Raw genomic sequence first — 16,023 nt, 5'->3', positions numbered from 1 at the left:
CCAACAATGACTCTCGAAATTGAGCACGCGGCGGCGCGTCCCTCCCCACGTCGGGACGCGCCACCCGGGGCGAGCAACAAGAATCTAAACAAGAGGCCTTTCAATTCCAAGACTGCGCTGACGATGTTGGCCTTCCTGGGGCCTGCAGCGGTCTTCGTCGGCATCTTCACCTACTATCCGATGATCGCCGGAAGCCAAATGGCGTTCCGACATTGGAACCTTAACGACCTCTCCGACACCTCTTGGGTGGGGTTCGGGAATTTCCAAAGCCTGTTCGATGCCCCGGAGTTCTGGGGCATCGTGCGCAACACAGTTGTCTGGGTGGTTGGTTCTCTTGCGCCGCAGGTGGTGATCGGCTTCGCCGTCGCGCTCTTCCTGAAGCGGCGCTTCCGGATGCGCGGCACCTACCAGGCCTTCCTCTTCTTCCCCTGGGCCGTGTCCGGGTTCCTGATCGGCATGCTGTTCCGTTGGATGTTCAACGCCGAGTTCGGCGTGGTCAACGATCTGCTCATGAAGGCCGGGCTGATCGAATCCCCCATCCCGTGGCTGGCGGAACCAGGCTTTGCCATGACGGCCATCGTCATCGCCAACATCTGGTACGGCGTGACCTTCTTCGCCATCATGATCCTCGCCGCCCTGCAGTCCGTCTCTGACGAGATGTACGAGGCAGCGGCGATCGACGGTGCAGGTAAGGTGCGGACCTTCTTCAACATCACTCTTCCCAGCATCGCCACCACGCTGGCCCTAACGATCCTGCTGCGGGTCATCTGGATCTTCAACTTTCCCGACATCATCTTCGCGATGACAGGCGGCGGACCGGCCGACCAGACGCACATCATTACCACCTACATGATCAAAATTACGCAGGAGGGCGACTACGGCAAGGCATCGGCCCTGGGCCTGATCGTCGTCGTCACCCTCATGCTCTTCGCCGCCTTCTACCTCATGACGGTCCGACCCCGAAAGGCGCAGAAATGATCAACCGAGCAAGCATCGCCGGGCGCATCGGCAAGGTCGTCTTCCTTTCACTGTGCCTGCTGGTCACCGTGTTTCCGTTGTACTGGATCATCATCACATCATTGAAGGAACCGGGGGCGATCTACTCGCTACCGCTGGACTACTGGCCGCGCCAGCTATCCCTGGAGAACTACATCGGCCTCTTCACCAAGTCGGACTTCGGCCAGTACATGATCAACAGCCTGATCGTGGCCACCGTTGCGTCCACCGCGGCCACCTTGATCTCGCTGCTGTCCGCCTACGTGTTGGCCCGCTTCGAGTTCTCCGGCCGCGGCGCGGTCATGGGCGCGTTCCTGGTGACCCAGATGATCCCCGGCTTCATAGCGCTGGGCCCGCTGTACCTGATGATGAGCGACTTTGGCCTCGTGGATTCCAAGACGGGGCTGATTCTGATTTACATCGCGATCTGCATCCCTTTCTGCACCATCATGCTGCGCGGGTTCTTCGAGAACGTCCCCGATGCACTGGAGGAGGCGGCCATGATCGATGGCTGTTCCCGCGTAGGTGCACTGTTCAGGGTGCTGGTCCCCGTGATGCTGCCAGGCGTGGCCGCGAGCTTCGTGTTCAACTTTGTGAATTGCTGGAACGAGCTCTTCCTGTCGGTGACCTTGATGAACAGCGACGCCAACAAGACAATCCCGACGGCACTGGCCGGGTTCATCTCCAGCTTCAACATCGATTGGGGTTCCATGTCAGCTGCCGCAGTGCTGACGGTGGTGCCGACCTTGGTCATCTTCGCCTTCGCCAGCAAGTTCATCGTCCAAGGACTCACGGCGGGCTCAGTCAAGGGCTAGCTAATCATCCTTCCTTCCAAAACCTTCCACCCAAATTGACGGCGCGAACCCATCAATAGCGAGAGACAAGGGCAAAGGCCAGGATTCGTCCTGGTCTTTGCCCTTGTCGCTAGCGAACCTATTAGCTCTCTCCACCCCTGAAGCTGACTGGGTGTCGGGCCAGCAGGAAGAAGGCGCTTCCCCGGCCAAGCAGCGAAGCGCATACCTCAGACGCAAGAAAGACCCTTACGGAACGGGCACTGAGCGGTGTGGCGGGCAGCCGACGGAGGATCCAAATCGATCCATGGGAGAGACCACGGAATCAGCCGAGAAACGTCGTCTCTGCAATGTTCTGCTGGCACCGCTGGGAACGGTCATCTGCAGCGGGCCCGTGTCCCAGTTGATTACGCCGTGCGCGTCGATGACACGGCCAAGACCACATTGAAACCCACTCGGGCGACCGTTATTACTGAACTCTCCTCGCGCAATGACTCTGCACACGCAGCGCTTCAGGATCCGCGTCATGTCGCTACGGCCACTCCCATGCATGAATAGGTGTAGGCGGAATAAGGGAGAAGCCAATGGCCGGAATCAGGCTCAACAAAGGAGATTTAAGTGTGGACAATGTCCACACCCCCTTTGGCCTGACAAAGCCTTCCCCAGCTAAGCCTCTTCACCTCAGGAACGAGCCGAAACCAGGATCTTTGACGCAAGTTCCCAAAGTCATGTTGCGCACAAAGCACCTACCCATGAAGAGGTGTAGGACAACCACGACCTACCTGACGAACCAGGAGAGGAACGCATAACCCCAGATCACAGCCAGCGGAGGGCCAACCTGCCAAGACCCTGAACCCGCTTCCCAACAACCAAACAGGCGACCCGCGGCGCCAGGCACACCCCGCGGCCAGTGTCAGAGGGACCTGACTAAACAGAATGTACACACGTTAAAGCAAAAACCCCCTCTGACGAGGGGGTATGCTGTGCCCGAGGTGGGACTCGAACGTGATTCCCGGCCTTGAAAACACGGGGAAGTGGCGGGAACATGCGGAATCCGGGCCAGTCCGATGGGCGTACGACCCAGTCCGGGGCGGAAAGTGTGGACAGTAATGATGGAATTGGGTGTGTTGCGGTGTGGCTCGAAGTGTGGCTGACGCCCGCGTGAGGGTTGTCTTGACAATGATCTGTCCACCACAACACGGCCGCAGTAAACGCGACGGCCAAGTGGGCATGACCTCATAGGAGCTTGTTCCGAAGAGTCCCACTACTGTCTTGTCTGCCCACCCGGCCGGCGTGCCCTTTTCCCATCGCTTTCAAAGGTCAGGGCAGTTTCATCATGACAAAGGAATATCTGAAAGTCATCGCCGGGATCGACACCCACGCCGATACCCACCACGTCGGAGTCATCACCGACACCGGCCAACATCTGGCGGACAAGGAATTCCCGGCAGCGGGAGCCGGCTATCAGGGGATCACCGACTTCATCACCGGCTTCGGTTCCGTTCTCGCCGCCGGTGTGGGAGGAACCGGCAGCTACGGCGCCGAACTCTCACGCGTGCTCACCCGAAAGGGCATCCGCGTGGTGGAAGTGATGCGCCCGAACCGGCAGGCACGCCGGCTGCGGGGAAAATCCGATCCGCTCGATGCCTATCAAGCCGCCGAATCGGTGCTCTCCGGCAGGGCGGGCGTCACCCCGAAATCCCGGGACGGTGCAGTGGAATCCCTGCGGGTGCTGCGGGCCGAGCGTGCAACCGCAATGCGGGCCCGGGTTGCGGTGATGGCCCAGGTGAAAACGATCCTGACAACCGCACCGGAGACCATCCGCGCCAGATACCGGTCCATGACGAGCCCGGCGTTGATGGCCGCGTTAGAAAAGACGCGACCCTCCGGCGCCCCATCCGAGCCCCTGACCAGCACCGCGACCGTGCTGAAGCGGCTCGCCGTCCGCTACCGGCACCTGCACCAGGAGCTCGCACTGATCGACGCCGAACTCGACACCGTCCTTACCCTCCACGCACCAATGCTGCGCCACATTCAGGGCGTCGGCACCGACGTCGCCAGCCAGCTCCTCGTCACCGTAGGAGACAACCCCGAACGCGTCACCACCGAGGCGAAGTTCGCCGCCCTCGTCGGCGTCGCCCCGATCCCCGCCTCCTCAGGCAAAACGACCCGGCACCGACTAAGCCGCGCCGGTGACCGACAGGCCAACAAAGCCATCCACCGCGTAGTGCTCGTCCGAATGCGCTATGACAACCAAACCCGGGCCTACGTGGCCAGGCGACGCCAGGAAGGCAAAGGAACCAAAGAAATCATGCGCTGCCTCAAACGCTACGTCGCCCGCGAAATCTATAACCAGCTCCAACACCCGCGTCCCGCTCCCGACGCCGCCACCCTCCGGAAAGCACGCGCAACCAAAGGATTGACCCTTCAAGAAGCAGCCGATGCCCTGAGCGTCTGGCCCACCACACTGTCCCGTCTGGAACGAGGACTTTCCCACGACAGCGACGTCCACCACCGCTACGAGACCTGGCTCAACAACCAATCCACCGCACACGCGCAGACACCCTATCCACCGGTGAACCGGGCGCTTCCAACCTGACCGTGGACACCGAAGCCCCGGGGTCAAGGGCGGCCCCCGGCCGTCGCGCAGCGATCGCGGCAGCGACCCTTGAGGCCGGAGTGGAGGCCACGGTAACCTACACGGCGCCTAGTCCAGCGACCATTGACAACAATAGGAGCATCACTGTCCACACCCCTCTTGCCAATTCTGACGGGACTAACACGACACGGGATGCCGGGAAGGTCCCCACCGAAAGATTCTGCGGTTCAGAGCCGCCCGCAGCAACCCGTACCCGCACTTCCAAGATCGAGCCGGATACCAACCGCAGGGATGGACCCCGCAGTACCCGTTGCCTGAATCTACGACTCACGCCAATAAGGCCGCCCTTTCGCCAGGGCGTTCCGCACGGTTTGAACGGATACGGACAAGACAAGGCCCTCCAACCCAGCGTTCTCGCAAGTCAAAGGAGCCTTCACCGTGGGCCAAACCGACCCTGATGCGAAGAATTCGCAAAAGAGGTCGCAAGAATTCGCGCCTACAGCAGTCGAAACCAGAGGTTAAACGAGGCTGTTCCTTGACTTACCATGAGCGACGGCGCGGTGTTCATTAAGCCCAAAATCACCTACCTCAGCCCGAACCCTTCCTGAATTCTTTGAGATTCTTCATCATGCCCGCGCGCATCGTCTTCGTACCCCTTGGCAATCTCACGCAGGAGCCGTGCGGTCTTGGGCCACTCATCGACAAGCTCGGCGGCGTAGTTGCGGTATTCCTTCGCAAGTACTCGCTCTTGTTCGCCTCCCTCCGTCAAGCTACGCGATGTAGCACCTCGCTTATTGAAGATACCGACCTTGAAATTCCGGTTGATCACTTCGCTACTCTGGCCCTCGAGGAAATTTCGCACTGGGACGCATGGCCAGATCGAGTCTTGGGCATCAATCTTGGCCCGGGCGAGAACTATACCGATATGGGCCTCTCCAACGTCGAGACGACCTGATTCCTCGAGAAGCCGGCGAACGTCCTCGACCCATTGAAACAGCGCGGTCTCGTCAACGATTCCGTCGTTGGGATTAGATCCCGGGATCATCGTCCAGCGGTCCAGGAGATGCCACGCGTTCGAGGACACATTTTCAGGGACCTTGGGTTCCTCCTCCTCATCGCCCCTGCGATAGAGGAAGCTGATCATCTGGACAAAGAAGTCAGCTGAACCAGCCAACAAAGACTCAAGCGCTCGGATGCTCGCAGACTCGTCTAAAGCAGGGAGCAGGTTCCACTGCAAAAGCCCAAGCCGCCGCACGTCGATCGCGTCGTCTCGTTCGACATAATCGAGTAAGGCACCGATATCGTACTGCGAAAGAACTCCGGTCTCAGGATCCTCGGACGAAAAGGCATCAATCAGATCCAGGATTAGCTCAGGATCCAGCTTGACCTTGCCGCCATGGGAATACATCGCCATCAAATCCAGAGCAGCCGCATATCGCTTATGATTTCCGAGACGGCGAGCAGTCTCGTTCACAAGCTGAAATTGACCGCGTCCATGGGTCTGGAATTCCTCCCAGTAGTGTTGGCTGACCTGCTCACCCAACTGCTCCAAGGCTTCCCACGCGCTCGGGAGATCGTCAACGATTCGCAAGATCCGAGCCGCGAGAAGCGGCGGTTCAGTATGGCGCTTGGCCAATGCCACGATTGCTTCGTCGCCCTCCTTGGCAAGTTGCGCGATCGCGGCGTGCGCAAACTCCGTGACCCCTGCACGTTCGTCGACGATGAGAGGGGCTAGGGTGTCGCCGTCGAGATCTACGTTTGAAGATTGAGTGATTGCATGGCCGACGGACCACGGCCTCCTTACCGTGGCGGCCAAGTCAAGCAACCCATGGAGGCCACTCTGTGCGAACACTTCCTCGGCAGCGGCGGTCTGCCGACGTTGAAGTTCCCGGTCGTACTCTTCATAGTTGTCTCTACGTGAGATGTCACCCAATTCCGGGTGGTAATCAAAGAGCCATGAGACCTGCTCCTCTCGCCTTGCAGGTTTGAAAAGCTCAGCAACCTGGTCGAGGGACCCTAGGGTTGCCTCGTCGAGGGCCCACTGGGAGTCGCTGTACTCGCGATGCCGCCGCATAAACGAGGTCAGCTCCTTCCAGACGGCCTCTGAGTCCGTTTCGTCCAATGTTCCGTCTCGGCCGAACTCCGCGAATAGTCTCAGTAGCCGATCGCGCGGCTCACTGCTCAAGTCATCGATCTTCGAGACGAGGTCGACGAGCCGACTTGGCTCCTGCCGCGCGAGCTGAATACCTAGGTCGACAATTCGGCTGACCGAGTCCACGTAGTCGGGCATCGATACGTTCGACTCGGTGGCCCGTTCCTTCCAATCATGGAACTCCGGGCCACCGGATACTGTTACGAACCCATGCCGGCCAGGGAAGAGGGCAAGTAAGAGCTTCCAAGCCTCGGCCGGATTGCTCTTGACGAACTTGGACAGGACCGTATTCCGCGACTTCAGAGACGCGGAAGTCTGCGGCCGCCACGGAAGGAAGAGCCCTGCGAGTACCCCCGTCGGGTGGTTTGATATCGAGTCATTCGGCGCCTTGGCCGCCAAGAGCATGATGAGCTGCGAGGCCTCACTAAAGTACACCGGAGACCACGCTAGAACTTCAAGGGCCCACTGTAGGTAGACATGTGGGCTAGTTGGAGACAGGAACGTGCGTTCAGAGTCAGGGAACATGCCAACACTGAGCGCGCCGCCAGGCTCCAGCGCCGCTTCAACCGCTTCAAGAAGGAAGTCGGGCGCAGCCTCGGCCAGAAGTGAGAGCACGTCAAGAAGCGACTCCCACACCTTGCCGGTCTTGTCTTCGTTGGCTCGTTGGAGGAGAGCCCTGACCATCAGCTGCGCCCAGCCGCTCAGACTCTGTCCACCTACTACACGGTTGGCGTCGCCCTCCAACGAACCAAATTGAGCGAGCGTTGCGGCCAGGCCCTTCCGAAGATCCGAGGAGTGGTTCCTGACCTTTCCGTGGATAGCAGCCTTCCATCGCTCGTCTCTTGGCAATTCGAGCTTCGGGTCAACGGCGCCGAGAATCTCCTGCACGACGGCTTCGACCGACGTCAGATCATCCGCCGTGACCTTAGCGACGACCTGACCTATGGAGTCTTGGCGGTCAAATATCTTCCACGCTGAACCAACTCGGGTGAATATCGGCGCAGCTCCGTCAAGCAACGCGTTCGTCGCCTTCTGAAAGGCCTCAACACTGCCGGCGACGCGCTCGACGGCCGCGACATCACCGGGCGACCTGAGGTTCCACGACCCCAGCATCCACGATCTGCGTGCGATGGAATCGTCCGCGAAGGCCCTGACTACGACGGTTGCCGCGCTCGACACACCCGTTAGCCGCCGCTTATAGAGTGGGACGCTCTTGTTGATCGCCCGGGCCAGGACGCTCACCCGGTCATCTTCTACGCCAAGGCTCTTGAGGATCTTCTCGGCCTCTCCGATAGGGGTTCCCCGCAGCTCGAAGTCCCCCGTCGTTCCGGACGAGCTATGCAAGATGATGTAATGACCGTTTACGAGGTCGGCCCGTCGCACGAGTGACTCCTCAAACGGGACAAGAAGCAGTAGCCCTTCCGTCTCGCCCAGGTAAGCAAGAGCTCCTGGATCGAAAACGACCAGCGTCCGATCCAGAATGTCTTGCCTGATCACTGGGTCTGCCTTGTGCACAACAGCGGCCACAAAGCTCAACACGTCGTCTGGATCGGGTGCGGCAATCCACAGATGCCGTGCGGGCTCCTCAGTTATCGCCGTAAGCAGCCGGGCCGCTTCCTCGGTTCTACCCGCCGTGAGCAGTTCAGGAGTGAGGAGCCCCCGTGTGCCACTCGTGAAGTTCTCCCACCACTTGATAAGGCTCTGAACTCCATTAGCAGGAACTCCGATCTCCTCCGAAAAGCGGACATGAGTCCGCGGCGACCGTTCCAAAGCGGCATACAGGTCAGAAGCTGTCCTCACCTGTACGCTCTTCCAGTCATTGAGCGCTGTCTTTTCTTGGGCCCATTTACGCCCGTTGGCCCAGCAGTGAGGAGTCACAAAGACGAACGTCGTATCGGATGGGTTGACGCCATAAGGCTCCTTCGTTCGCGTCTCATAGTCGGCGTCAGCTTTACCTTTGGGGTTGCCGCCGACGCCGAACTCCCAGACGCTCTTCCCCTCTGGAACAAAGGGAGTCTGAACGGGCGAATGGACGACTCCGTCATAGCCAGACAGATTAACGTGCTCATCACCGGGCATGACCAATTCCTGAACATCGGGAACCAAGTCCGCGACAAGATTTCGAACAAGATTCGGAAGTCGCGACTGCGCCTGTTGCGTCTCGCCCCACTGTTCAATTTGGATCTGGCTGGCAAGATGCGGCAATCGATGACTCACTGAATACCCCCTGTTGACGTCGCTACGTTTGAATAGACTGGTGGGCATCAGAGTACCGGCGAGTACCGACAATCATGAGATACCCGCGGAGGGCTATTGGGGCCTCGTTAAGGCAAAAGCCCCCTCTGACGAGGGGTTTGCTGTGCCCGAGGTGGGACTCGAAGTGCGTTCCAAGCCTTGCGAACACTGGGCACACCCGAAGACATCCCGACTACGGCCCATTCCGATACCAGTCTGGCCGAGTCTGACGGGCGCCAAGTGTGCTCAGGCCTCTTCTGAAAGGTGAGGCAGGATTACCGTTCCACCAAATGCTTCGAGATCACGGCGGCGGAATCCCGGAGTTCGATGTTGCCTGCAGCAACTCGGACCACCAGGTCGAAGCCCTCGTCAGTCGTGAAGTCATGGCGGTAGCCGTTGATCCACAACAGCAGGACCATGAGCGTCCAGGCGGTGCGCTTGTTGCCGTCAATGAGCGGATGGAAACGGGCCACAGACTCAAGCAACGCGGCCGCCTTCATCGCCAATTCAGGATACGCCTCAGAGCCCATGACTGTTGTCGCGGGCCGGGCCAGGGCCGAGGCGAGCAAGCCAACATCACGGATGTGGAACCCGTACCGGTCGATTACTTGCAGCGCATCCTCAATGTCTAGGTACGCGGTCACGCGTCCTCAAGCCGCGTCAACAGCTCGGCGTCATGGCTCATGACGAACTCCAAGCCCTCGCTGATCTCACTCCGGCGCGCGTGGCGCTGCAGGATCAGTTCGGCACCCTGAAGCAGCAACGCCGACTTGGAGGTATGTTCCTCGGCCGCGAGCTTCTCAAGCCTGCGATCGAGGTCTTCCGGGACGCGAAGATTCATTGCCATATCCACATGGTACCAAAACGGTACAAAGGATTGACTTAGGGGCTGATAATCCACACGACCGTCTCGCGAATGCGCTCCGAGTGCACCAGCCATGTCACGCTGGTGCCAGACTGCAATGGCCAACGCATTCGAAAGGACGCTATGTCAGCGGAGATTGTCACAAAGCTCTTGGAACTCTTGGACGACCTCATCCAGGACGCGAGAAAAGTAGCGCTCTCGACCAACCCCGACACCGAACTCGGGCGATTCGATCGTGGCGTCTTCGAACGCTGTATCAGCGTCATCCATGCAGCCCGCGTCCTCGTGTCAGCCGGCCACTGGGAAACAGCCACTTCTCCTGTCCGTCAGCTTTACGAAATCGTCCTGAACATGGAACATCTCAACAGCTATCACGATAGGGAACTCGCCGCGATCAAGTTCATCAGATTCGGGAGCCTGCAGGAAGCCTTGGCAACTCTCGCAAACCTCGAGTACGAGCATGAACGAGGGGAACGAACACAGCTGAAACAAGTCCTCGAAATCAGGCAGGCCCTCGAAGGAGAAACTTACGACGAATTTCGTGCCAAGCCTCGACGGGACGGTTCGCCTCAATGGAGGCAGACCTGGTGCGGCAGAAACATCGCAGAGCTAGCCAGGGAATCGACGAACCGGCTTCACCACGTGAACTACAAGCTCCTATACTCGGCATGGTCCGAACAGACCCACGGGTCCCCAGGTGCGCTGCTCCCGCGAATCGTGGATAGCATCTATCCCGAGAGGATCGACCCCCTCCACAGCGAAATTGAATCGGAAACGCGAGTGATTCTGATGGCCTTGGTCCTCTTCCGAGAACTATGGACCCTGCTCCCCGGAATCCCTCCCCAAAGCCCTGCTGCTTCGCAGGAACAGGCACTTCGCATGAACGTCCTCGCGGAGGCACGCAAAGCCAACGGCAAACCATTCATCATTGCGTTCGACCTTTGAGGCGCGCTGATTCTGAGTCCCCTTCCCTATCCACAAAAGGGATAGGCGCAGCCGATAACGGCGCGTATGTCGGGAGCCGGTCGGCCAGCCCGCATGACGCTCGAGACGATGTGGGACTGAGCAGCGTCACCTATCGTTCAAAGGGCGGTAGGCGGGTCTCCCCCGTCCCCGCGACAACTTCCGCGGCGATCACATGAACCTTCAGGTTCCGGAGATTTGAGGAGTTCATGAGCATTTCGAAGGCCTCAGACTGACTGCATCCCTTTTTGCCGATGATGATGCCACAGGCCAAGCTGATGTCGGCCCTGCCCTCCATGGCTGAGTTGTTCGGCATCATCGATCCGGGCTGCAGCGCGCAAGACTCCAGCTGCCCTACGGGCACAGCCCGGTCAGGTCATCCGCGGGAAATTAGTCGACGGCGGCGTACCGCAGAGTCGATGGCTGAGTCATGCTGCGACTCAACGACTTGTCCATGAAAAGGCAGAAGCAACACCGCTGTTTGTCATTTCTGATATCCGGTCATTGCTGGACCCGGCCTCCACGGAACCAGCGCGCCCAGGGCGCCGACGTCGACGGCGTCACTCGCCACAGTGGTGACGCCCTTCCCAGCCGCACGAGACCGGCAACGTGACCAATGGCCCACGGAACCAGCAAGAAATAGGCAAAGGAACAGGACAATGAATGCGCTCACCATCAAAGACCCCGCAGACCTGCTCAGCTTCATCGGGCACACCCTAGGGTTCTGGCCCAACGAGAGTCTGGTCTGCATCACCTTGGACAAGGGAAAAGTCGGAGCCACCCTCCGCATCGACCTACCCCGCTACCCCGGAGCCGAACTTCACTACGCCCGCACCGTCAGCAGCTACCTCACCAGCGACACCAGCGCGACAAGCATCGTCTTCGCCCTCTACACCTCACACTACTGCGAACCCGGCCAGCCCAAACCACACGCAGCAACCATCGCCGCACTCACCGGAGTCCTCGCCGAAAACGGCATCACCATCCGTGACGGAATCTTCGTCGACGACAACACCTACTCCCCCTACGACAGCGAACCCGGACAAGACATCACCCTGCCCCTCAGCACCACCGAATACAGCCGCGTCAACGCCGAATTCATCTACCGCGGCAGCACCATCGAACCCACCAACCGCATCACCCTCCCAACGCCGACCCAAGAAGCAGACCACGCCACCGCCGTCGAGACGTGCATGAACACCATCCGATCACAGGCACCCCATCACGCGGCGCTACAAGCGAGCCATCTCTGGACGGGCATGCTCGACAGCAACGACTTCCCCACCGACGATGACTGCACCACGCTCATCGCGAACTTCCAATTCCCCCACATCCGCGACAGGCTCATGGCCGACATTCCCGGCATCAACGAACCACCACAACATACCCTCTTCGCCCAAAACCAGACAGCACCCCAATGGTCACGCGTCGAGTGGGCACAACAACTCCTCATCCACGCCTACACACGAACCAGCCCACAACATGCAGCACCCATCCTCACCACCATCGGCTACATCAACTGGTGGGAAGGCCGAGGATCCAAAGCACACCAATACATGCAACTCGCCCTCGACACCGACCCCGGCTACCGCTTCGCCAGACTCACCGACCACGTGCTAGGCGCAGGAATCATCGCAGGCTGGAACACCAACCAAAACACCGCCTACAAAACCCGGCTCGACATGCCCTGAAGGGAACAGCCGACCGATGATGCCCTGTTGGGGTATCGGGCTAGGGCTGGGCCTCTACACGGTGCCGTGTCCAAGCCCTGGCACCGTCCGGGAGATTGAGTTCATGGATCGGAGCGCGGAAGCGCAATCAGTCCACCCGCTACTGGCGCGAAAAGCCTGGCTAGTGATCGATGCCGATGTGATCCTCTGGCTCAAGTGCCCACGCAACGCGATGGAGAATCGTTGCAACGCGCCCGCGCAGGGCATCCAACCAAGGATGTGACGATCCTTCGTGGACAGGGACGACAGGGGCGTGTGGAAGAGCGCTGTTTGCCGTTTCCAGAGCGCTTTGCGCCGCTTCCTGTCGCGCGAGCAGAAGAGCGAGCGGGTAGTAGCTGTTCATTGGGATTCTCCTAACATTGGCAGCAGCGAGCGACCGTGGCGATTCGCTTGGGGAAAGAGAAGAAGGCGGAAAGGTCCCGATGCGGATCAGTCGACATTCTGCCGGCCCAGCCTCGCATAAACGTTGGGACGCTTGGATCGGAGGAAGAGCGCGTAAAAGATGCCGCCGAAGAACAGGGCGAAGGTAAAGCTCATGAAGATCACAGTGAGCAGGGCTGAACCGCCGATCAGTTCAGGGTAGTTGGTGATAGCCAGGTACGTAATGACGCCGAGGAAAATGACACTGACCAGTGGAGCTATGATGCTCTTCCAAATAGATTCAGGTGCAAAGCTGCGGCGCCGCAGGAAGTAAACGAGCACAGCAAAACTCGTGATGAACATTAGGAGCAGCACTGCAAAAGTACCGCTACCGCTGGCAATTGGATAAAGGACATCAGGCGAAACTCCCAGAACTGTGAAGACGACCGTAGCGGCACCCCAGATGACTCCAACGGCCAAGGCTGAAACAAATGGCGACTTGTGCTTGGGATGCACCCGCCCAAGAACCGTTGGCAACGCGTGATCTCGCGCCAATGCAAAGCTGTACCGCGCCGCGATGTTCTGGATCGACAACATACACGCGAGTACCGACGTAATGAGCAGCACCACAGCAATATCCGCAAAGATCTTCCCAACCAGAGCTGCAACGGCGTCGTTGAAGAGGTTCACAGTATTGGACTCCGCCGCGGCCTGTACGTTGTCAGGGCCCAGGAAAGCAATGAACGCCCACGCCGCAAGGGCATAGAAGAGCCCAATGCCGACAACTGCGATGTAGGTCGCCCTGGGTATGGTCCGGTCAGGGTTCTTGACCTCATCCCGATAAATGACCGTGGCTTCAAATCCGAAGAAGTTCCCGACGGCGAACAGCAGCGCCAGGCCCAGAGTTGCATCCCCCAGGGAGGGAAGGGCAAAGACCGCTCCCTGAACTGCCTCCATCCCGTTGGCTGAGAAGGACACGATGTCAAACACCACCACCACGGCCACTTCCAAGAGCATGACGACAGTGAGCACCTTCGCCGAGAGATCGATGCGGTTATACGCAAGGAGTGTGGTCACAGCGATAATACCTAGCGCGTACCAATACCAAGGGACATCCGGGCCATTCAGGGAATTCATGACGAAACCGTTAAGGGTCACACCGAAGAACGAAGGTGCAAAGAATCCGATGAAGATGTAGCCAAACAGCGCAAGAAAGGCGCCTCCAAGACCAGCAGGCTTTCCCAAGCCGGCCGTAACGAAGGAGTAGAAGCCGCCAGGTCCCTTGACGCTCCGGCTCATCTTCACAAAGCCCACAGAGAACATCAGCAACATCAGAGTTATAAGGACATAGATAGCTGGGGCGGTCTGGCCGCTGAACATCAGGAGAACGGGGAGAGTTCCCGCCACGGTGGCCAGAGGTGACGAGAATGCCAGCACGTTCATCACAAGTTCCCCCACCCCCATGTTGCCGCTGAGTCGGGTTTCCTGGGCATGGCGCGTCGCCTGAGGAGCGTCAATTGTCTTGTGTTGCATGTAGGCCTCGTCACTTGGTTATGAGTTCCGAATCACAGTATCGATGGCCGGCGTCGCGCCCTTGTGCCACCTTGGGACACCTTCCAGTGGATGCCCCAGCGAGACCGAGCAGGCCGCACTATTGCCGCATGTGGAGTTAGACGGCACTTCGGATTTCGGCGTTGATCTCGAGGATGGAAAGGGTCAGTGCCACGGCCCGGTCAGTCAGTAGAGAAAGTTCCTGGTCCCCGCCGCTCCGATCGGCCCATCGACCAACACCATCAAGCAAAGTGAGTATCTGTTGGACGGTAGAGGCCGAGAGCTTGAGCCCCATCTCATCGGCTGCGGCAATGTACATGTCTTGGTGGAGACTGGTCCAAAGGTCGGCCTCTGCGCGGACCTCGTCCTTTAGAAAGCGTGCCACCTTATCCGTAGCGATCAGGAGGTCCCATATATTCGGTTCGGGTCTTTGCAGTTGCTGAGCCAGGTGGCCTTGGACAAGCGCAGCCCAGTACTCTTCGGCAGACGTCGCTTTCTCGGCTCCGGCCAGAAGGTCATAAGCAAAGGCATGTGTAAACCACCGGAGCGACTCCGCCACGATCTCGTCTTTTCCCCCCGGAAAGCTCGAGTAGATGCTGGGTGCTTGCATACCGACCTCCCTGGCTAAGGTGCGCAGGCTGACTGACTCAAAACCGCGGGTCGCAGAGAGTTGCAGGAAGCCTGCCACGATTCGGCGCCGGGTCGGAGTCTGCGTTGACCAATCACGCCCTGACAGGAATTTTCTGACAGCGGCGTTAGCTTGCAGTCGCGGCGACTCGCTCACATCACCCACCCCGTTGATCGACAGTGATGACTCCAGTGTAGCTAACGAACACTCGTTAGCCCAGAGGGAGAACCCAACCGTTTTCTCAGCCATATATGATCGCCCATTCGCAGGAGCGCGGCAGTTCCGACCGATCTCTCGGTCACCCGTCCGATGATAAGTTCGTCTGAATAGGCTGCGCGGCTGGCAATGGTCAGGCCCGCACCAGATAGGGTCAGCGACCCTGGAGGCACAGCCCGTTTGGATCTGCTCGCCTGAAGTGTTTGGAGGCCACTGTCCGACCACGGCAATTCGAGGAGCGCAGACGCCCCGGGCTCCGAGAACATTCTCACAGTGTGTCTACTTCGGCAGATCCGCCTGATCAGGGTGCTTTCCGACGTACCTAAAAGGACGCCTGCCACAGCCAGATCCGGTCCCGCCGGACCTCCAAACGTGATCGGCAAGATGTGCGTTGATGGACGATGCTCGCCATGGTCATAGGTGACCGTTGAATAGGCAGCCGCTAGGAAAGCCTCGAGGTCCTTCGCACCTATGGAACGCTCGTCGTAGTCGAGAAGGACGCCATCTTTCATCTTCTTAAAACCATTGATTGCGACTGATTCAAGAGACTGGACGGCCTCCATGAATGCTTCTACGTATGGACCAGGAACAGCCGGCGCCAGTATCTCCACCAGCAGCTTTCCAGGTTCACAGGCAATGAAAGCCAAATCTTGGAGACTCACGACGCCCTCAGTTCTCCTGCGAAAGGAAAGAAAGCGGGCCGTAGCGCTTGAACACAGTGCCAGGAACAAGCGCTACGGACCGCAGCTTGGAGGGTCTAGATGCCCCGAATCGGCCACGGCCACGCATCACTCGTATCGCGGCCCTCCGACATTTCCTGAAGGAGTCGATGTACAGTTCTGCCAGACCGCTTTAGTGCATGGTCGCTGCGCTCTCCGGAATCCGTCTCACTGGAGTGAGGTGAGGTTCGCAGCCACTCAACGTGGCGTCCTTGTGC

General features: G+C 59.2%; 13 protein-coding genes. 5 read left to right on the top strand and 8 right to left on the bottom strand.

What is annotated here, in order from left to right; all coding sequences use genetic code 11:
• Nucleotides 1–6: 6 nt before the first annotated feature.
• From J3D46_RS14925 to J3D46_RS14915, 3 genes are all read left to right on the top strand, one after another.
• Nucleotides 7–978, top strand: coding sequence for a carbohydrate ABC transporter permease (locus J3D46_RS14925; RefSeq protein WP_253468008.1), 972 nt, complete (start codon nucleotides 7–9; stop codon nucleotides 976–978).
• The gene (locus J3D46_RS14920) at nucleotides 975–1,811 is read left to right on the top strand and encodes a carbohydrate ABC transporter permease (RefSeq protein WP_231341088.1); all 837 of its coding nucleotides are present in this window, start codon (nucleotides 975–977) and stop codon (nucleotides 1,809–1,811) included. Before J3D46_RS14925 ends, J3D46_RS14920 begins: the two co-directional genes overlap by 4 nt.
• A 1,312-nt stretch (nucleotides 1,812–3,123) precedes the next feature.
• A complete protein-coding gene (locus tag J3D46_RS14915; RefSeq protein ID WP_253468006.1) occupies nucleotides 3,124–4,386 on the top strand; it encodes an IS110 family transposase in 1,263 nt (420 codons plus the stop codon).
• Between the two features lie 583 nt (nucleotides 4,387–4,969).
• Here J3D46_RS14915 and J3D46_RS14910 read toward each other — a convergent pair.
• From J3D46_RS14910 to J3D46_RS14900, 3 genes are all read right to left on the bottom strand, one after another.
• A complete protein-coding gene (locus tag J3D46_RS14910; RefSeq protein WP_253468004.1) occupies nucleotides 4,970–8,617 on the bottom strand; it encodes a hypothetical protein in 3,648 nt (1,215 codons plus the stop codon).
• 431 nt (nucleotides 8,618–9,048) lie between these two features.
• A complete protein-coding gene (locus tag J3D46_RS14905; RefSeq protein WP_231341092.1) occupies nucleotides 9,049–9,417 on the bottom strand; it encodes a type II toxin-antitoxin system death-on-curing family toxin in 369 nt (122 codons plus the stop codon).
• Nucleotides 9,414–9,620 carry a ribbon-helix-helix protein, CopG family gene (locus J3D46_RS14900; RefSeq protein WP_231341093.1) on the bottom strand — a complete coding sequence of 69 codons (207 nt, stop codon included), beginning with the start codon at nucleotides 9,618–9,620 and terminating at the stop codon, nucleotides 9,414–9,416. The genes J3D46_RS14905 and J3D46_RS14900 overlap by 4 nt, the downstream gene beginning before the upstream one ends.
• Before the next feature lie 141 nt (nucleotides 9,621–9,761).
• On the opposite strand from J3D46_RS14900, the gene J3D46_RS14895 reads away from it, so the two are divergent.
• Nucleotides 9,762–10,583 (top strand): DUF5677 domain-containing protein, encoded by an 822-nt coding sequence (locus tag J3D46_RS14895; RefSeq protein WP_231341094.1) that lies wholly within the window; start codon nucleotides 9,762–9,764, stop codon nucleotides 10,581–10,583.
• Between the two features lie 130 nt (nucleotides 10,584–10,713).
• Here J3D46_RS14895 and J3D46_RS25165 read toward each other — a convergent pair whose 3' ends face one another.
• Nucleotides 10,714–10,899 (bottom strand): ANTAR domain-containing protein, encoded by a 186-nt coding sequence (locus tag J3D46_RS25165; protein WP_374110841.1) that lies wholly within the window; start codon nucleotides 10,897–10,899, stop codon nucleotides 10,714–10,716.
• A 361-nt stretch (nucleotides 10,900–11,260) separates the two neighbouring features.
• Here J3D46_RS25165 and J3D46_RS14890 point away from each other — a divergent pair, with 361 nt between their 5' ends.
• Nucleotides 11,261–12,292, top strand: coding sequence for a DUF4192 domain-containing protein (locus J3D46_RS14890; RefSeq protein WP_253468002.1), 1,032 nt, complete (start codon nucleotides 11,261–11,263; stop codon nucleotides 12,290–12,292).
• Nucleotides 12,293–12,452: 160 nt separating this feature from the next.
• Here the strand turns inward: J3D46_RS14890 and J3D46_RS14885 are convergent, their stop codons facing one another.
• The 4 genes from J3D46_RS14885 to J3D46_RS14870 form a co-directional block, all read right to left on the bottom strand.
• Complete coding sequence (locus J3D46_RS14885; RefSeq protein WP_054808180.1) at nucleotides 12,453–12,674, bottom strand: hypothetical protein; 222 nt, start codon at nucleotides 12,672–12,674, stop codon at nucleotides 12,453–12,455.
• An 86-nt stretch (nucleotides 12,675–12,760) separates the two neighbouring features.
• A complete protein-coding gene (locus tag J3D46_RS14880) occupies nucleotides 12,761–14,224 on the bottom strand; it encodes an APC family permease (RefSeq protein WP_231341097.1) in 1,464 nt (487 codons plus the stop codon).
• 136 nt (nucleotides 14,225–14,360) lie between these two features.
• Nucleotides 14,361–15,119 (bottom strand): TetR/AcrR family transcriptional regulator, encoded by a 759-nt coding sequence (locus tag J3D46_RS14875; RefSeq protein WP_253468000.1) that lies wholly within the window; start codon nucleotides 15,117–15,119, stop codon nucleotides 14,361–14,363.
• Nucleotides 15,068–15,649: a carboxyltransferase domain-containing protein gene (locus J3D46_RS14870; protein WP_253469230.1), complete on the bottom strand. Its 582-nt coding sequence runs from the start codon at nucleotides 15,647–15,649 to the stop codon at nucleotides 15,068–15,070. Before J3D46_RS14870 ends, J3D46_RS14875 begins: the two co-directional genes overlap by 52 nt.
• Nucleotides 15,650–16,023 lie beyond the last annotated feature (374 nt).

The organism is Paenarthrobacter sp. A20 (assembly GCF_024168825.1).
In the GTDB taxonomy this organism is placed as follows: domain Bacteria; phylum Actinomycetota; class Actinomycetes; order Actinomycetales; family Micrococcaceae; genus Arthrobacter.
This window is presented reverse-complemented; position numbering and strand designations above follow the sequence as displayed.